Source organism: Bacillus sp. FSL E2-8887 (assembly GCF_038007205.1).
In the GTDB taxonomy this organism is placed as follows: Bacteria; Bacillota; Bacilli; order Bacillales; family Bacillaceae_G; genus Bacillus_A; species Bacillus_A mycoides.
The window spans coordinates 2,975,823-2,992,587 of sequence record NZ_JBBOWS010000001.1 but is presented as its reverse complement, the minus strand read 5'-3'; the positions used below and the strand labels follow the sequence as shown (position 1 = coordinate 2,992,587).

The following is a 16,765-nucleotide window of genomic DNA, read 5'->3' as shown; positions in this document are numbered from 1 at the left end:
TGACACATAATAAAATGTGAAATTAGGAGCGGATATTTTGATTCAAGTAGCCTTACGTGTATATCGATTACAATTGTATACGATCTTTAGTGGTTTACTACTAATGTGGGCGGTTACTCCGTTTGGGAAACAAGTGACAGGGTTCGGTATCGGTTTAGCAGTTAGCGCATATTGTCTTTGGCTATTAGCTCGCAGAGTGGAGAAATTAGGAAGAAGTATCGTGATGAAAGAAAAGGCTCCTGGATTAGGAGTTCTAAACCGATTTGCGGCCGCAATATTAGGGGCTATCATTATGTTTGAAATTGAGCATGAAATGGAAATGTGGGCATTTGGTACTGGAATATTGGGTGGACACTTTTTAATGATTGCGAATTTAGCCTATGCAAATATGCAGCTAGTAAAAGAAGAAGAGAAGCAAAAGGAAAATGCTTCGAAAAACATAGAGCTCTGATGAAAGGGACCTAATCAGGTTCCTTTTTTGCGTTTAAAAATAAATGATATAATACGAATGATTTACTGGTACTTATCGAATTTATGCCAAACATAATACGCTTATTTTTGGGGCATTTCAATAGTATGAAAAAAAATTAAAAAAAATTAAAAAACCCATCGATTTCTAAAGCTTATGTATGTTATCATGACAAAAGAATTTGCGAAAGAGGTGGATACCAATGTTACAAGCTTTACTTATTTTTGTGCTTCAAATTATTTACGTTCCAACTTTAACAATCCGTACGATTTTGCTTGTAAAGAATCAAACAAGATCCGCTGCAGGTGTAGGATTGTTAGAAGGAGCAATTTATATTGTCAGTTTAGGTATTGTGTTTCAAGATTTATCAAATTGGATGAACATTGTTGCCTATGTCATCGGCTTTAGTGCGGGACTATTATTAGGCGGTTATATAGAAAATAAATTAGCAATTGGATATATTACGTATCAAGTTAGTTTACTAGACCGTTGTAATGAATTAGTAAATGAATTACGCCATTTTGGATTTGGCGTTACAGTATTTGAAGGTGAAGGAATAAATTCTATACGTTATCGCTTAGATATCGTTGCAAAGCGTTCTAGAGAAAAAGAACTGTTAGAAATTATTAATGAAATTGCACCGAAAGCGTTTATGTCTTCTTATGAAATCCGTTCGTTTAAAGGTGGATATTTAACGAAGGCGATGAAAAAGAGAGCATTGTTGAAGAAGAAGAAAGATGAACATGCATTGTAAAGAAAAGGGAGTAGTGCAGCTTTAAAAGCACGGCATAATCCCCATAGAAAAAAGAGAGGAATCTATATTGAAAAAGATTCCTCTCTTTTTTTTGCGTTATTTTTTTCTGCTTTTTCTCAGATTAACAATTAACCATACAACTTGAATAATTAGTGGTAATATAAATGCAATTAATAAAACGATGAATGCCACTAATTTAAGCTCTGGTGTTTGAGTAACACCAGCACCATCAACCTCTCTTAGCCAAATGATAGCTGCCAATATCCCAAAAATGGTAATCCAAAATATGTTACCAATCCACCAAAAAATCCATCGTCTTTTCATATTAGCACCTCTTATATTTACCCTCTGTTAAAAGTATATTTTCGGTTGTTATATTTAAATGAAATAACTATAAAACTACTTTTTTTTAACTGTATATCTAACTTGTTTAAAGGTTGCCATGTCTCCATCTTCGTTATCATCTTTCGTTTGCAAAAGTTGAACTCTTGGCTTGTAGTCTGTCCTATGAGCGTGCTCGATATCTTTAATGTTAAGTTTGTAGGATTCACCATTATTTATTTTTTGTTCCAATACTTTTTTATTGGCAACATAAATAAAAGTTACTTTATTTTCATCAATACCTTCAGTCTTAATTTCTAATTCATTATCTTTTGTTGTAATCGTTGGTGTTAATAATTCAATACTGCCGTTTCCAGTTTCTAAAGACTGTTCTACTATAGTTGAACATCCGTATAATGTGATTAGGATGAATAGAAGAAGGCTAAATCCTTTTATCTTTTTCACAAGATCCCCCCTAATTTAAAAACCTTTTGATTTGTCATTCCTAGACGGTTAGTGTGGAACATAGATAAATAGCTATTAATCTGACAATGTTATACCATAATATGTAAAATGTAACAGGTGTATATTTACTTTAAGGGATAGCTTCAGGATTTTATGTTTTTTATCGTATTGAAAGATACATTTATTATTGTAAATTCGCATTTCCTAATTCTTGAAAATTGTAATTTTTTAAAGGTGTTTTGTATCTTTACATAGGGATTCATGTTCTTTAGAAATAAGTTTTTTAGTATATAAAATATGTAATGCAATAAAGCCAATAAGTCCAAATGTACCGAAAATAAGCCAAGGTGCATACATTCCGTTTAAGTTCGATGTAAACGATGTACCGGTATAATTACCAACGATAAAACCAAATGCGAGTGATAGTTGATAAAATCCGAAATAAGTAGCTGTATACGATTCGTTACTGTAATTTGCAATAGCGATATCAGCGTTAGGTAATACGAGCGTTTCACCGATTGTAAATAAAATTACACAAATAAATAGCCAATATGGATGTTGGAATAAAGGAATGAGTAAAAAGGAAATACCCATTAATAAAACACCGTATTTAATAATAGAAAGTGTGTTGTATTTATGAAAGAGTTTCCGGAATAATACCATAAATATGACACCTGTTATTGCATTTATCGTAATAACTAGTGTAGCGAGCTGGTTGCTATGACTAATGTTTTTCATATGAAGTGGAAGTGCGACAGTAAGCTGAGTAAACATAATGTAGAAGAAAATCATAATAAATGAAAATAAAAGAAAGGTTTTATTTTGTAAGATTGCCTGTATTCCTAATGTAATAGACGTGTTTTCAGTAGAGACTTGGAAGTGATTTTTAAGCAAGTAAAAGATAAGAGAGAATAACAGCATAAGAGATCCTGTTAGAGAGAAAGCATATATCGGATTGAGTAAGAGTAAGAAACCTCCTGCAATTGGTCCGATTATCGCACCGCAATTAAAACTAAGGTTTAAGTATGTAAATAAACTTTTTCTCATATGAGCTGGTTGTGAGCCGAATATGGCGCGAGCAGCAGGTTCATAAAATGCAGTCCCAAAACCGATAAGTGCGGAAGAAATAGAAATTGTATAGAAATCAGAGCATATTCCTAAGGCTATAAATCCGATTCCTCTTAAAAATAATCCGGCTATCATCATAATGATATAACCTGTTTTATCCGCGATTAGCCCTGAGAATAAAGGGATAATTCGAGATGTGATTGTCATAACTGTTAAAACTGTTCCTACTTGCATCGCTGAAAAGTGGAGAAAATTTAATAGATAAATAGCTAAAAAGGCATATACCGCAAAATAACCAAAAGACATGAAAAATGAAGCAATAAGCATGAAACGTATCGGTATTGAGAAAATTTTCATAGAACTCCTCCTAATTTTGTAACCAGTAAAATTAATTGGCGGTTAACGATTTTATATTATAATTATACATAAAGTTAGAAAAAAGTAAATTTTAAGAAAAAGGTGAATGGAATTGAATCAGAACGCACCAAATGAATTAGAATATATTCGGGGATTTTTAAATACATGGAGAATACCAAATGATACGAGAGAGCCAATTGATTTGTTGCAAACAGAAGGTGATATAAAGCAATTTATGAAAAAACATTTTCATAAAGAGTTTCTTTTTCATACGATAGATGAATTGAAACGTTTTCGAGAAGACATTCGGCTAACAATTGAAGGGGAAGGATCGTTGCAAAAGTGGTTAGAAAAATACCCATTTCAAGTACATGTAAAGGAAGATATGAAAGGTATTACATATGAACCAATACACGAAGAGAATGTGTATACAAAAATATTAAGCGTTGTTTTAATAGCGATTCAAGAAAATTTGTGGGGAAGGTTAAAAGCATGTCCGGATTGCCACTGGGTCTTTTATGATCATTCGCGTAATGGAAGTAAAAGATGGTGCGGTATGTATGCTGGAGAAGAAGGAGGAAGAGCGTGCGGAACGATCGCAAAAGTGAAAAACTACCGAGCGAAAAGAAAAGGGAGATCAAGTTATAATGTGTAATACCTATTACGTTTGAAGTATTTAAAGGAGAAGATGTACAAGCGATAGTATATAAGAGAAAAATGCGTTAAATAAAGTGGGATTTACGATTGAGAAAATAGAAGAATTTGAACCATCTAGCTCGTTTGATGAAAAACTAGCGGAGTTTTCTACGAAATATTATTCTATATGAAGCTAGGAAGTAATTTGGTAGAAAAGAAGCCTATCATTTCAAATACATGAAATGATAGGCTTCTTTATTTTATAAAAAATGTAGTTGAATGTGTACTTTTTTTATAACAGTGCATTTCATATAAAAAGTGTGATTATTTTGGGGAAGGGGGATTGTTGTGCGTCATCATAAAAATTGCAAAAAATTCGGAGTGGCACTGCCTCTTCCGCTTATAGGAGCAACTGGTCCAACGGGTCCACAAGGTATACAAGGAATAACGGGTTCAACAGGTCCAACCGGTGTAACTGGAGCAACCGGTCCGACGGGAGCAACTGGTCCTCAAGGTCCACAAGGAATTCAAGGTCCACAAGGGATAACTGGTCCAACAGGACCGACTGGAATCCAAGGAATACAAGGGATAACTGGAGCAACAGGGGGAACGGGAGTAACCGGTCCAACAGGTGCCACGGGTCCAACTGGATCATCTGCTATATCAACAGGTGGTGGGTACTTCTTTTCTACATCAACAAGCACAATTGCGGCAAATGCCAACATTCCAATTAATTCGGGATCAACTGTATATGGAGCTGGCGTATCTTTAACTAGTGCTACAACTGTTACAGTATCGACGCCAGGAATCTATTTAGTAAGCTACTATTTTCAAGGAGATGCAAATGGTGGGAATGAAGTAGTATCTGTAAGATTACTATTAAATGGAACACAAGTAACAGGGAGTTTTATACAAAATGTAACGACATCAACTGTAGTACTAGAGCCAGCCATTTCAAATACACTTCTTGTGAATGTAGCGAGTGCAAATTCACAAGAAGTGTATTACAAAATGGCCCATTAGCTGTTGGGCATGTGACCACTATAGCAGGGACAATTACGGCAAGTTTAAATGTAGTGAGGATATTATAAAAAGCACAGGAAATATAAAAACACAAGGGATGTCTTTTTAGACACACCTTGTGTTTTGGATGTTAAATGAACAATTTCTTTATCTTTTTGGTTGAAAAATATGTTGGAAAAAGTATTTGTGATGTAAGTTATCTACAACTTTATTTGCTTGATATGTGCGATGTTGTTCGAGTCGAAGTCTTTGCTCCATCATTTTTATTGCGTGATCAGATAAACGTAACATAATACATCTCTCCTTTTCTATAAATATAGGTCTCTAAAATGATATCGATTCCACATTTTATAGTTAAGGAGGCATACTGTGTAACATAGGCAAAAAGCACCTTCCTCTCCCATTACGCTTACGAGGTTAGCTGTCGGACTCGGGAAGTGAGAGTTTCCCTACTTAAAAAAGATTCGCCCCAAGTAGCATTGCTACAAAAATGGTTCCCCCGCTCCAAAATTTGGACTCAGCAAAAGGTTTTATAAAGTAAAAAATAACATAAAGAAACAGATAAGTCAAACTATTTTATTTTTTCTGTTTTTTAAGTTTTGTAAGAACTAGACCATCAGGGAGTTCTGTATTTGTTACTTCAATGAATCCGTGTTTTTTATATAATGCAATAGCAGGGGTATTCGCTTTACCCGTTTGTACAATGTATGTCATGGAAGAAGGGAACATGTTAAATATATAACTTAGGAGTTTCGTTGCAATTCCTTTTTGAAAAAAATCGGGCGATACAACTAGCCTGTGGATATCCATTAGTTGTTCTTCTTGTACAAAAGAAATAAAACCGACAAGTTTATTTTCAGAAAAATATCCATAGAATGTTTCAGCGCAACTTTGAATATCGTTTACAGTATCATATAAACGGGGTATGGCAGTACTATTTAAGTAGTCTGCTTCAACTTTATAAGCTGGAATTTGAACTTGTAAAATAGATACTGCTACCTCATGAGAACTGGAAAGTAACTTATGAATCATAGATAAGGAAGCCTCCTTTGAATATGGTATATTAATATAATTGATTTTTGGGTAAGTTTGACAATGTTTTTCTTTTTTGCATATAATATATGTATCTCCATACATATATTATTCTTACGTTTATTTCTATAGTAGGATATGGTTAGTGTAAACGAATTTGAAATCTTATATAAGAGTTTTGCTACTCTTGTATTTGATCATACAAACTATAATAGAAATGGAGGACTAGAAATGGGATGGATTATCACATTAATAGTTGGTGCTATTATAGGTGCAATTGCTAGTTCTATAACGGGTAAAAATTTCCCAGGTGGTATGTTCGGAAATATTATCGCAGGTTTATTAGGTGCTTCGTTAGGTAGTAGATTATTTGGATCTTTTGGGCCATCATTTGGTGGGATTCATGTCGTGCCAGCACTATTAGGAGCAATCGTATTAATTCTTATTGTATCATTTGTAGTGAAAGCTGCAAGGAAATAAAGATATAGATAATGATGAAAAGCCCTGAGGAAGGGCTTTTCATCATTCAAAGAGGTGATTTCATTGGAGAAAGTAAATATAAGAAAAAGAGACAAGTTAAAAAAGTTTTTTAGAGAACAAAATTATTTAGCAGTGTTACTTGGATTTGCATTATTGTTCATTAACATATTATTGCTAACAAAAATTTCTTTTGTTTTTACTCCGTTTATCGTCTTTTTAAAAACAATCTTCTTCCCGGTATTATTAGCTGGAGTACTATTTTATATCTTGCACCCATTCGTTTCACTTTTAGAAAAGAAAGGTGTTTCAAGAATCGTATCGATAGTCTCGATATATTTAATAGTACTAGGATTATTTGTGTTTTTAGTTGTAACGGTTATCCCTATTATTAAAGATCAAATTGATGCATTAATAGATAACTTACCGTATTTCGGTCATGAAATCGAACGAGCAGCACGTAGATTTGGGGAAAGTAATTTACTCGGTAAAATTCAGGAGAATTTAAATATTGATGTAGCGAATATAGTAAAAGACTACACAGTTGATTTTACAAAGTCATTATCATCAGTAACTGGAAATGTAACTGGATTTTTAAGTACACTTACAGAAGTTGTTTTAACATTTGTCATGGTTCCGTTTATATTGTTCTATCTATTAAAAGATGGTGAACAATTACCGAATCACTTTTTGAAGTTTATTTCAGAGCAAAGACAACCGGCAGCAAAGAGAATACTAGATGATATGCATTATGCGATTAGTTCGTATATAAGAGGACAAATTATCGTTAGCTTGTTTATCGGTATCATGCTATTAATTGGTTACCTTATTATTGGTATTAAATATGCGGTATTACTTGCTATTTTAGCGATGATTGTAAATATCGTTCCGTACGTAGGCCCAGTTATCGCAATAACTCCAGCGTTAATTATCGCATTTATTGACTCGCCAGGAATGGTTTTAAAGGTAATTATAGTTATGATGGTTGTGCAATTAGCAGAAGGTAAGTTTATCTCCCCGCAAGTAATGGGGAAAAAGCTAGATATCCATCCGATTACAATTATATTTATCATTTTAACTGCTGGAAACTTATTCGGTATTATGGGGATAGTTTTAGCAATTCCAGGGTATGCGATATTAAAAGTGTTAGTTACACATGGTTATAGATTTGTAAAATTGAATACGTAAAAAAAAGAGCTAAAACAGAGAAACCTGTTTTAGCTCTTTTTTATTAATAATTGATTTGCGTATTGGCGTGCCCATTGATCAGCTTCTAATATAGCATCGAGTGAAGGATCTTTTACGTTATGATGAGCTTCAACTGTATTGTAAATTGTTTTTTCGATATCGAAAAATGCAATTTCATTTTTAAGAAATAGTGCATTTGCAATTTCGTTCGCTGCATTTAATACAGCTGGAGTTGTACCGCCAATTTTGCCACATTCAAATGCGTATTGTAGACAGGGGAACTTCTCTAAATTTGGTTTTTCAAAATGTAAACTACCAATTTCTAATAAATTTAATTTTTCATAGGATGAAGGTAGTCGATTAGGATAGTGAAATGCATATTGAATCGGCATTCTCATATCAGGGGCACCGAGCTGTGCCATGACTGATCCATCAATAAACTCTACTAAAGAGTGAATGATACTTTCTTTATGAATCATAACATCAATTTTTTCATAAGGAATATCAAATAGCCACTTAGCTTCCATCACTTCAAACCCTTTATTCATTAACGTGGCAGAATCTATCGTTAGTTTTGCCCCCATTAACCAGTTTGGGTGTTTTAAAGCATCCTTCGCTTGTAATGTTTTCATTTCTTCACGTGTTTTATCACGAAAAGCGCCGCCAGAAGCTGTAACAATTAATTTTTCGATTTCCTTATTATTTTCCCCATTTAAACATTGGAAAATAGCTGAATGTTCACTATCGACTGGAATTAGGCGGCATCCATTTTGTTTCGCTAGTTCGGTTACGATATGTCCAGCTGCAACTAAAGTTTCTTTGTTAGCGATGGCGATATCTTTCTTCGCCTTTAATGCTTCAATTGTTGGGAGTAAACCTGAAACACCGACAACTGAACTTAATACAAGATTTGTATCAGGATGGGTAGATACTTCAATTAAACCATCAGTTCCATATGTAATTTTTGTATTTGTTGAAATACGAGAACGTAATGTGTCCGCTAATTCTTTTGTCGCTACGCTTACAATACGAGGCTGAAACGATTCGATTTGCTTTTCGAGAAAATCGATATTATAATTTGCGGTTAAACCGACGATTTTAAAATGTTCAGGATGAGCGGAAACGACATCTAATGCAGATGTGCCAATGGATCCTGTTGAACCTAAAATGGATATATATTTTACCATGAAAAAACCTCCAAAGTTGTTTCGAGTATTTCTGCAAACCTATATATTATTAGACAATCAAGGTGAAAATTCCTGCTATATAAAACAGAAAATTAGGGTTTAATTGGAAAGGGAATGTGATAAACTGTAAAAAATAACTAAAAGCAATGAAAGAGAAGAGTACATGTTCAAAACTTTTCAGAGAGCTGATATGTGGTGGGAATCAGTAAGGGATGAATATGGAATGGGCTCTGGAGCTTCTAACTGAAATGAGTAGGTAAAGACGGTTACTTCACGTTATAGAAGTATGAAGTGAGCTAATGATAGCTAATTAAGGTGGTACCGCGGGAGTCTCTCGTCCTTTTTTAAGGATGAGAGGCTCTTTTTGTTTTTTATTTTGAGAAAGGAGGGGTTAGTATGAGTGGAAAAATAATGTTAACAGGAATTAAGCCGACAGGTTATCCGCATTTAGGAAATTATATTGGTGCAATTAAACCTGCATTGCAAATGTCAAAAAATAATGAAGGAAAAGCATTGTACTTTATAGCTGACTATCATGCGTTAAATGCTGTGCATGATCCGAGTCAGTTTAGTAGTTATACGAAAGAGGTAGCAGCTACTTGGTTATCACTCGGACTTGGAGAAGATGTTATTTTTTATCGACAAACAGAAGTACCAGAGATTCTAGAATTAGCTTGGATGTTAGCTTGCCTAACTCCGAAAGGACTTATGAACCGTGCTCATGCGTATAAGGCGAAGGTAGAGCAAAATAAAGAAGCGGGATTAGAAATTGATGCAGGTGTGAATATGGGATTATATACGTACCCGATTTTAATGGCGGCTGATATATTATTATTTCAAGCTACTCATGTACCTGTCGGAAAAGATCAAATTCAGCATATTGAAATTGCTCGTGACATTGCGACGTACTTTAATCATACATTTGGTATGACATTTACGCTTCCAGAGTATGTCATACAAGAAGAAGGGGCAATTTTACCGGGACTTGATGGAAGAAAGATGAGTAAAAGTTACGGAAATGTTATCCCATTATTTGCAGAGCAAGAAAAACTTAGAAAGTTAATATTTAAAATAAAAACAGATTCCTCACTTCCGAATGAACCGAAAGAACTAGAAACGTTATTTATGATATATAAAGAATTTGCGAAGGAAGACGAAATTCAGGCGTTACGCGAAAAGTATGAGACTGGAATCGGATGGGGCGATGTGAAAAAAGAGTTATTCCGCGTTGTAAATCGTGAACTCTCAGGACCTAGGGGAAAATACGGAAATTATATGAATGATCCACATTTACTATATGAAGCGTTAGAAAAAGGTGCTGAGAGGGCGCGGGCTATTGCGAAGGTGAATTTGGTGGAAATTAAAAAACAGATTGGATTTGAGAGGGGACGCTGAGCGCTCCCTTGTTTTTTTTAATGTGAATCTTAATTATTTATTCGTTTTATCTGCATGTAAAATGAGGGATTCGCATTTTTTACTGAATTTATTAATTGCATATTAATAAAAATATGTTAATATAGGGTTACTTATTAAACATGTTTAATAAGTAACATTAAAGTCACTTATTAAACTAATTTAATAAGTTTGATTCATTCGATAACGAAGGAGATGATTAGATGAAAACTGAGAAAGAAAAGATGTTAGCGGGAGAAATGTATATTGCGGATGACGAAGAATTAGTAGCTGATAGGGTGGAGGCAAAACGTTTAACACGCCTTTATAACGAGGCGATGGAGACTGGTGATGAAAGTCGCTTTACCTTGTTAGAGCAGCTTTTAGGTTCTTCAGCTGACGGAAAAACCCACATTAATCCTGATTTTCGTTGTGATTACGGCTACAATATCCACATTGGAAAGAGCTTTTTCGCAAATTTCAATTGTGTTATTTTGGACGTTTGTGAAGTTCGAATCGGTGATAATTGTATGTTTGCACCTGGTGTCCATATTTATACGGCCACTCATCCTTTACATCCGGTAGAGCGGAATTCTGGAAAAGAATATGGAAAGCCTGTAAAGATTGGTAACAATGTTTGGGTTGGTGGGGGAGCTATTATTAACCCTGGTATTTCAATTGGAGACAACGCTGTAATTGCTTCAGGGGCAGTTGTGACAAAAGATGTACCTAATAATGTAGTAGTTGGTGGTAATCCAGCCAAAGTTATGAAAATGATAGACTTATAGAAATCATTTTTCACGGATGCATGAATAAACTGGTGTCGTATCGTATAGACAATGTGAAAGGTGTTTCATATGAAGAAAAATAGTGCGTATAATCATACAAAGACATTACTTGCCTCTCGAAATGCTCTTTTTCTCTTATTTGCTTTGCCAGGTGTCGCGTTTGCTACATGGATTTCAAGAACAGCAGCTACTCGAGATATGTTAGCAGTGTCAAATGCAGAAATGGGCTGGATTTTATTCGGACTATCTGTCGGTTCAATAATTGGTTTACTGAGTGCAAGCCGCTTTATTGACTGTAAGGGAGCTAGAGACGTTATTATAGGCAGTATGTTTTTTATGATTGTTGGATTGATTTGTTTAGGTATAAATATTTATTTTGTTTCTAGTATGGGGGCTTTTAGTAGCTTACTAGTATTTGGAGTAGGCTACGGATTGGCGGAAGTCGCATTGAATGTAGAAGGTTCTTCCATTGAGCAGAAATTAGGAACAACTCTTCTTCCGAAATTCCATGGCTTTTTTAGTGTAGGAACTTTAGTAGGCGCGCTCAGTGGTTCTGTCGCAGCGTCGCTTCACATCCCGATTCTGTATCAGTTTCTTGCGATTTCGGTCGTGTTTATATTACTTGTATGTATGGTGTATCGTTTTCTTCCGCATGGAACAGGAAAGAAGGAGAAATCGTGGAACAAAAGGAGAGAGAAGCATACGACCTTACGTATGGAAAAAAAGGTGCTTTTAATTGGTCTTTTTGTACTCGGAATGGCATTTGCAGAAGGTAGTGCAAATGATTGGCTACCTATCGTGATGGTAGATGGACACGAGCAAAGTATAGTGGCAGGTTCTATTATGTACACAATTTTTGTATTAGCAATGACGTTAACTCGTATGTGTAGCAGCTATTTCCTTGATCGATTCGGTCGTATCGCTGTCGTACGTGCCACCATTATGATGGCGATTCTAGGAATTTCAATCGTAATATTTGGGAGTAATTCGTATTTTCTAGCATTTGGTGTAGTACTGTGGGGGATTGGTGCAGCGTTAGGGTTCCCAATTGGTCTGTCAGCTGCTGGAGATGACCGTGAAAATGCGACTTCTAATGTTGCTGCAGTTTCTATAATCGGTTATACAGCATTTTTAGTCGGACCACCATTCTTAGGTATACTGGGGGAAGCATTCGGGATACGCAATGCCTTGTTAGCTGTTTTATTATTTGTTCTCTTGTCTGGAATTGTATCGTCTGTTACGAGAGAGAATAAATCGAGCTAAATAAGGAGTGCATGCCAGCGGAAATGTATCATCTCTATTGCTTTAGAAAATGATGTATGATATATTGTCAACGCAACTTATTAAAAGTGTTTAATAAGTATGTTGATTAAGGTGGTGAACGATTTGAGTGAACAATTTGTTACTCAAAAATCGATTAAAGAGACGATCCTTCGCGGCATTCGTACAGCTCTTCTAGAGCAAGGTAGTGCAACGAAAGTTGAACTTAGTAATACATTAGAAATCAGTTTTCCAACTGTGAGTAAATTTATAGAAAAAATGAAACAAGACGGAGAAATCACTCTAGTCGGTTTAGATGATTCAAGTGGTGGAAGAAGAGCAAAACGATATGCGTATAATCCGGAATATATGTTAGGTTTAGCGATATTTTTAGAAAAAAATGAGACGAACTATACAATTTTTAACTGTTTAGGGGAAGTAAAAGAACAAGGAAGTACTTCAAGTGTATTAATTGATACTGGCGTAAACCTATTATCTAAACATATAGAAAGTCTTATAGCTACATTTCCGAAAATAAGCTCTATATCAATTGGTGTGCCCGGTTCGGTTGATAATGGTCGTATTTTTTATATACCTGGTTATGAAAAGTTCCAAAATTTTAATTTGAAAAGTCATTTGGAGGATCTGTTTTCTATACCTGTAGTAATAGAAAATGATATGAATGCCGCAGTCCTTGGCTATTATAAAAATACTGGAAATAATGATAAATCATCTCTTGTATATTTGTATTCAGGTCAAAACGGCCCAGGGGCGGGAATTATGATAAATGGAGATGTGGTACGAGGGAGTACCTTTTTCTCAGGGGAGATATCTTTCGTTCCACAGTATGATAATAAAAACTTCTTACAATCTTTGAGAAGTGAAGATGCAGTAAGAGATTCAAATAATCCAGAGCAATATAATATAGATGCCATTACTCGTTTAATAGCTACATGTATAGCTATTATTAACCCTCATGCCTTTATCTTCTGTGATGATGAATTGAATCAATTCGTAATAGATCAAATTGTAAAAACTTGTCCGAAGTACATTCCGGCAGAACATATTCCGAAAATAACAGTGAGCGATTGGAAAGAAGATTATTTATATGGATTAAAAAGTCTTGGACTTGATCTGATGATAACAAGAACAAGCAAAGAAAATTAAATATCAAATTGTTGGTTGAATACTGTAAAAGAAAAGGTGTCGATTATGAAAATTGAACATGTAGCAATTTGGGTAAATGATTTAGAAGGAATGCGTGATTTCTATAAACAGTACTTTGGTGGTGAAGAAAATAGCTTATATCACAATTCGAAAAAGCAGTTTGAATCTTATTTTATAACTTTTGAAGGTGGAGCGCGTCTAGAACTTATGAGACAAGTAGGGATAGACGATGCAATAAAAAAACAAACAGTAGGATATGCGCATATGGCTTTTTCTGTAGGTAACAAAGAAAAAGTGAACCAATTAACGGATAGGTTAAGAGAAGCAGGATACCCTCTGTTAAACGGCCCACGCACTACAGGAGATGGTTATTATGAAAGTGTAGTAAGTGATCCTGAAGGAAATCAGATTGAGATAACAATCTAACATTTTATTTACTAATAACTGATAAAAAATAAAACTTTGTTGTTCCCCAAAATGTTTACGAGAAACCTATTATTTCTTCAGAAAGGGGGACATAACAGTGAGTGAATTCATTTTTATTTTCTGTATATATCCATTGCTTATTTTTATTTTTTCAATAGCTGGGACATATAAATTAGGTGTATTTTATGTGATGCCAATGGTAATATTTCTTATTTTTCTTATGTTAAATGTTACATTGTATGATCCATCATTTTTCTTTTGGGTGGGCATATATACTATTTTTTCATTCATTACTTCTTATATAACACTCTTATTTGTAAGGGGATATACAGCTGTAGAAAGTGAACGTTAATATCATTTGGTTATTTTTTGGGGAATAGGGATTTATGCTGAACGATAACAACCTCATTTCGCGTTATCATGACGGGAAATGAGGTTGTTTTATTTCTATATACAATATGTAATGTTTTTTAATTGGAGTGCTGAAACTCCCTAATAATACGTTCAATAACTGGATGAAGAGTAATAGGTAACTCATCAAGCGGAAAGAAGCGTAATTCTTTTGACTCAGTTTGATCACATATAAGCTCACCGTGGAATTCTCGGCAAATATAAACAGCGAGTACACCGTGTACTTGATCGCCGTTTGGATAGATTTGAAAGAAATCAGGTCCTGAGTATGTACGGAGTAGTTCTGGATTTTTAATGATAAGTCCAGTTTCTTCATATACTTCTCGTTGTAAAGCGTCTTCTAACGTTTCATTATATTCTAAGGCGCCACCAATAATACCCCAGCGGTTAAAATCTGTACGGAGCTGCAGTAATATTTCATTTTTCTCATTTAATATAATGGCGTGTGATCCGATTAAAATGAGTGGATGATTTCCTACTAGATTTCTCATGTCTTCAATATAGCCCATAATTCTTCTCCTTATATTTAATAATAATTAGGCAGTTCTTTTAACATTTTTTCTGTTTTACGTGCTGTAAATGCTAAGTTATGATCATCTTTTGTTCTAAAAAATAATGTGCGTAAAAAGATTTTAATGTTTGCGCATAAAATACAATACTCATTAAGGGAAAGGCGTTTTCTAATTTGAGGAAGCCTTTTTATTTTTTTATAAATAATTGAAATTAACTCATCTTGCGGGAAGTCATGATATAGCATAGATAGTAACGGTGTAACAATTCGTTCATCTTCATTATTATGAAAAAGATCCGATGGGATGAAAATTTTATTTAATAAACAATGAATTAATTCCTCGTACCATTCAAAGGTCGTATAGGAATTGTGAACAATTTCAGAAAAGGCATCAGATACGTGGGCAAGACAATGAGCCCATCCTTTATTTTCAATATAGCCTCGAAAATCCATTTCTAAGTTTGTGTATGTAATGAGTTTGTTTTTTATTTCTTCGATATCCTCCTCTGTAAAAAAGTAGTGCGAGTTAGCGAATTGGAGTATTAATGCAAGTAACGAAACAGTATAAGAACGTGTGAAAACCCCATCTGTAAGTGGGGAGTGAATGTCACAATATAAATACTCATCACTTAAACAAGTTTGTAGAAGTAATTTCAGTTGATCGTCCATAAGGAATTCATGATGAATGAAATGTGCAAAACATTTATATATAAGTTGGTAACGAACGTAACTATCAGTTGTTCCGATATACTGAAGCATATTGAGCGTTAACTCATTAATATCTATATGTTGCAGTTGCGTATAGTCATTTTGTTGTATAAGCTCTAACTGTTGTTGCAATGATGTAATATCCAATGGAGAACCTCCTCCGCACTTTAAAGATGCAATGTTTTCTAGTATTCTATATATTCAAGGACAATCCTGCTCATGCAAGGAGAACAAGTAGAAATTCGAGTATGACATAGATGAGGGAAGTATATGATGACTATAGAACAGTTAGAAAAACATTTTAAAATAAGAAAAAATGCTTCTTCTATAATGATAAAAGAAAATGATGCAGAGGTTTTTACAGAAGAGCAATTAGAAGAGATAATGCAATATTGCGTTGCTGAAGCTGAAAAAGATGGAATAGAAGAATTGCAATTTGAGATTTCTTCAAAAAGCCCAAATTATGATGTGTATAAGAAATGTTTCGAAACGTATTCATTTGAATATATTACTGAAAATATGATTGTATTTAAGGATATATATGAAGTAGAAGATATAGAAAGTGAAATTGATTTTAAGCTTATTGAAGAGATAGGCGAAGCCGCTTTTTATTCACTGTGGAATGAAGTGACGGGAGAACAAATCGATTATGATCAATTTGTAAATACGATGCTACAAGAAATAGGTGGGCAATGGAAAGAACATTGTTTAACAGCAAGTATCGATGAAGAGCCAATAGGAATTGTAATCCCGCATATTGAAAGAGGTACGTTAGAAGAAGGAAAACTTATGTATTTCGCAGTCGCTCCAAATATGCGAAATAAAGGGTATGAAGCAGCATTCTTTACAGGGGCAATGTTTGTCTTAAAAGAAATAGGCGCATCTTATTATATTGGCGAGACAAATGTACAAAACGAGTGGATGAAGGATGTCTTTGAAAAGAACGGATGTCAGCAGCTGAGCTCTACTGAGCGATATGTGAGAAGGTTTTAGAAGGATGGATGATTTACTCTCTCGAACTCATTTAGCGGGAATCCATGTACAACTTATGAACAAATAAAAGAACTTTTTGCATGTTTGTAAGATAAAAAGAAAAATCGAAACGACAAAGTAAGCTTTCCTATA

At 34.4% G+C, this 16,765-nt stretch carries 20 protein-coding genes, 2 pseudogenes, 1 riboswitch and 1 other annotated feature; of the genes and pseudogenes, 14 read left to right on the top strand and 8 right to left on the bottom strand.

Annotation, left to right across the window (positions count from 1 at the left end):
* Positions 1-37 precede the first annotated feature (37 nt).
* Positions 38-451, top strand: coding sequence for an ATP synthase subunit I (locus NSQ08_RS15255; protein WP_002084378.1), 414 nt, complete (start codon positions 38-40; stop codon positions 449-451).
* Positions 452-671: 220 nt separating this feature from the next.
* Complete coding sequence (locus tag NSQ08_RS15250) at positions 672-1,223, top strand: DUF2179 domain-containing protein (RefSeq protein ID WP_002033341.1); 552 nt, start codon at positions 672-674, stop codon at positions 1,221-1,223.
* A 96-nt stretch (positions 1,224-1,319) separates the two neighbouring features.
* Here the strand turns inward: NSQ08_RS15250 and NSQ08_RS15245 are convergent, their stop codons facing one another.
* From NSQ08_RS15245 to NSQ08_RS15235, 3 genes are all read right to left on the bottom strand, one after another.
* The gene (locus NSQ08_RS15245; protein ID WP_061689133.1) at positions 1,320-1,547 is read right to left on the bottom strand and encodes a DUF3923 family protein; all 228 of its coding nucleotides are present in this window, start codon (positions 1,545-1,547) and stop codon (positions 1,320-1,322) included.
* 75 nt (positions 1,548-1,622) lie between these two features.
* Positions 1,623-2,009 (bottom strand): hypothetical protein, encoded by a 387-nt coding sequence (locus tag NSQ08_RS15240; protein ID WP_340776504.1) that lies wholly within the window; start codon positions 2,007-2,009, stop codon positions 1,623-1,625.
* Positions 2,010-2,237: 228 nt separating this feature from the next.
* Positions 2,238-3,434 carry an MDR family MFS transporter gene (locus tag NSQ08_RS15235; RefSeq protein WP_078176819.1) on the bottom strand — a complete coding sequence of 399 codons (1,197 nt, stop codon included), beginning with the start codon at positions 3,432-3,434 and terminating at the stop codon, positions 2,238-2,240.
* 112 nt (positions 3,435-3,546) lie between these two features.
* Here NSQ08_RS15235 and NSQ08_RS15230 point away from each other — a divergent pair, with 112 nt between their 5' ends.
* The 3 genes and pseudogenes from NSQ08_RS15230 to NSQ08_RS15220 form a co-directional block, all read left to right on the top strand.
* A complete protein-coding gene (locus tag NSQ08_RS15230) occupies positions 3,547-4,089 on the top strand; it encodes a CGNR zinc finger domain-containing protein (protein ID WP_078176842.1) in 543 nt (180 codons plus the stop codon).
* Positions 4,090-4,091: 2 nt separating this feature from the next.
* A pseudogene (locus NSQ08_RS15225) lies at positions 4,092-4,261 on the top strand (class I SAM-dependent methyltransferase); the annotation flags it as partial.
* A 214-nt stretch (positions 4,262-4,475) separates the two neighbouring features.
* Positions 4,476-5,161 (top strand): annotated as a pseudogene (locus NSQ08_RS15220) (BclA C-terminal domain-containing protein); the annotation flags it as partial.
* Between the two features lie 79 nt (positions 5,162-5,240).
* Here NSQ08_RS15220 and NSQ08_RS15215 read toward each other — a convergent pair.
* Together NSQ08_RS15215 and NSQ08_RS15210 are read right to left on the bottom strand one after the other, a co-directional pair.
* A complete protein-coding gene (locus NSQ08_RS15215) occupies positions 5,241-5,384 on the bottom strand; it encodes a hypothetical protein (RefSeq protein WP_000945246.1) in 144 nt (47 codons plus the stop codon).
* 99 nt (positions 5,385-5,483) lie between these two features.
* Positions 5,484-5,626: riboswitch (cyclic di-AMP (ydaO/yuaA leader) on the bottom strand.
* 43 nt (positions 5,627-5,669) lie between these two features.
* Positions 5,670-6,125, bottom strand: a complete 456-nt coding sequence (locus tag NSQ08_RS15210; protein ID WP_078176820.1) for a GNAT family N-acetyltransferase — start codon at positions 6,123-6,125, stop codon at positions 5,670-5,672.
* 231 nt (positions 6,126-6,356) lie between these two features.
* On the opposite strand from NSQ08_RS15210, the gene NSQ08_RS15205 reads away from it, so the two are divergent.
* Positions 6,357-6,605 (top strand): GlsB/YeaQ/YmgE family stress response membrane protein, encoded by a 249-nt coding sequence (locus NSQ08_RS15205; protein WP_000539737.1) that lies wholly within the window; start codon positions 6,357-6,359, stop codon positions 6,603-6,605.
* A gap of 63 nt (positions 6,606-6,668) precedes the next feature.
* The gene (locus NSQ08_RS15200) at positions 6,669-7,790 is read left to right on the top strand and encodes an AI-2E family transporter (RefSeq protein ID WP_340776495.1); all 1,122 of its coding nucleotides are present in this window, start codon (positions 6,669-6,671) and stop codon (positions 7,788-7,790) included.
* 29 nt (positions 7,791-7,819) lie between these two features.
* Here NSQ08_RS15200 and NSQ08_RS15195 read toward each other — a convergent pair whose 3' ends face one another.
* Complete coding sequence (locus NSQ08_RS15195; RefSeq protein ID WP_340776493.1) at positions 7,820-8,977, bottom strand: 1-deoxy-D-xylulose-5-phosphate reductoisomerase; 1,158 nt, start codon at positions 8,975-8,977, stop codon at positions 7,820-7,822.
* A gap of 137 nt (positions 8,978-9,114) precedes the next feature.
* Positions 9,115-9,322 (top strand) — a binding site (T-box leader).
* Positions 9,323-9,388: 66 nt separating this feature from the next.
* On the opposite strand from NSQ08_RS15195, the gene NSQ08_RS15190 reads away from it, so the two are divergent.
* The 6 genes from NSQ08_RS15190 to NSQ08_RS15165 all read left to right on the top strand — a co-directional run bounded on the left by NSQ08_RS15190 (position 9,389) and on the right by NSQ08_RS15165 (position 14,362).
* Complete coding sequence (locus tag NSQ08_RS15190) at positions 9,389-10,372, top strand: tryptophan--tRNA ligase (protein WP_078176843.1); 984 nt, start codon at positions 9,389-9,391, stop codon at positions 10,370-10,372.
* Between the two features lie 221 nt (positions 10,373-10,593).
* Complete coding sequence (locus NSQ08_RS15185) at positions 10,594-11,157, top strand: maltose acetyltransferase domain-containing protein (protein WP_078176823.1); 564 nt, start codon at positions 10,594-10,596, stop codon at positions 11,155-11,157.
* Positions 11,158-11,226: 69 nt separating this feature from the next.
* Complete coding sequence (locus NSQ08_RS15180; RefSeq protein ID WP_340776487.1) at positions 11,227-12,420, top strand: MFS transporter; 1,194 nt, start codon at positions 11,227-11,229, stop codon at positions 12,418-12,420.
* Between the two features lie 123 nt (positions 12,421-12,543).
* Complete coding sequence (locus NSQ08_RS15175; protein WP_002128302.1) at positions 12,544-13,584, top strand: ROK family transcriptional regulator; 1,041 nt, start codon at positions 12,544-12,546, stop codon at positions 13,582-13,584.
* Positions 13,585-13,629: 45 nt separating this feature from the next.
* Positions 13,630-14,010 (top strand): VOC family protein, encoded by a 381-nt coding sequence (locus NSQ08_RS15170; protein WP_340776484.1) that lies wholly within the window; start codon positions 13,630-13,632, stop codon positions 14,008-14,010.
* A gap of 97 nt (positions 14,011-14,107) precedes the next feature.
* Positions 14,108-14,362, top strand: a complete 255-nt coding sequence (locus NSQ08_RS15165; RefSeq protein WP_002142525.1) for a YbeF family protein — start codon at positions 14,108-14,110, stop codon at positions 14,360-14,362.
* A gap of 118 nt (positions 14,363-14,480) precedes the next feature.
* On the opposite strand, the gene NSQ08_RS15160 is transcribed toward NSQ08_RS15165, so the two are convergent.
* Positions 14,481-14,930, bottom strand: coding sequence for an NUDIX hydrolase (locus NSQ08_RS15160; protein WP_002142523.1), 450 nt, complete (start codon positions 14,928-14,930; stop codon positions 14,481-14,483).
* 17 nt (positions 14,931-14,947) lie between these two features.
* Entirely contained in the window at positions 14,948-15,787 is an 840-nt protein-coding gene (locus tag NSQ08_RS15155) for a DUF2785 domain-containing protein (RefSeq protein ID WP_002033370.1), read from the bottom strand.
* Positions 15,788-15,910: 123 nt separating this feature from the next.
* On the opposite strand from NSQ08_RS15155, the gene NSQ08_RS15150 reads away from it, so the two are divergent.
* Positions 15,911-16,633, top strand: coding sequence for a GNAT family N-acetyltransferase (locus NSQ08_RS15150; protein WP_002033371.1), 723 nt, complete (start codon positions 15,911-15,913; stop codon positions 16,631-16,633).
* The last annotated feature ends 132 nt before the right edge of the window (positions 16,634-16,765 follow it).

Coding starts and splice junctions, on each gene's coding strand:
- NSQ08_RS15210 (WP_078176820.1), bottom strand. CDS start 6,125: ATGATTCATAAGTTACTTTCCAGTTCTCATGAGGTAGCAGTATCTATT.
- NSQ08_RS15180 (WP_340776487.1), top strand. CDS start 11,227: ATGAAGAAAAATAGTGCGTATAATCATACAAAGACATTACTTGCCTCT.
- NSQ08_RS15195 (WP_340776493.1), bottom strand. CDS start 8,977: ATGGTAAAATATATATCCATTTTAGGTTCAACAGGATCCATTGGCACA.
- NSQ08_RS15160 (WP_002142523.1), bottom strand. CDS start 14,930: ATGGGCTATATTGAAGACATGAGAAATCTAGTAGGAAATCATCCACTC.
- NSQ08_RS15205 (WP_000539737.1), top strand. CDS start 6,357: ATGGGATGGATTATCACATTAATAGTTGGTGCTATTATAGGTGCAATT.
- NSQ08_RS15250 (WP_002033341.1), top strand. CDS start 672: ATGTTACAAGCTTTACTTATTTTTGTGCTTCAAATTATTTACGTTCCA.
- NSQ08_RS15150 (WP_002033371.1), top strand. CDS start 15,911: ATGATGACTATAGAACAGTTAGAAAAACATTTTAAAATAAGAAAAAAT.
- NSQ08_RS15245 (WP_061689133.1), bottom strand. CDS start 1,547: ATGAAAAGACGATGGATTTTTTGGTGGATTGGTAACATATTTTGGATT.
- NSQ08_RS15190 (WP_078176843.1), top strand. CDS start 9,389: ATGTTAACAGGAATTAAGCCGACAGGTTATCCGCATTTAGGAAATTAT.
- NSQ08_RS15235 (WP_078176819.1), bottom strand. CDS start 3,434: ATGAAAATTTTCTCAATACCGATACGTTTCATGCTTATTGCTTCATTT.
- NSQ08_RS15170 (WP_340776484.1), top strand. CDS start 13,630: ATGAAAATTGAACATGTAGCAATTTGGGTAAATGATTTAGAAGGAATG.
- NSQ08_RS15185 (WP_078176823.1), top strand. CDS start 10,594: ATGAAAACTGAGAAAGAAAAGATGTTAGCGGGAGAAATGTATATTGCG.
- NSQ08_RS15215 (WP_000945246.1), bottom strand. CDS start 5,384: ATGTTACGTTTATCTGATCACGCAATAAAAATGATGGAGCAAAGACTT.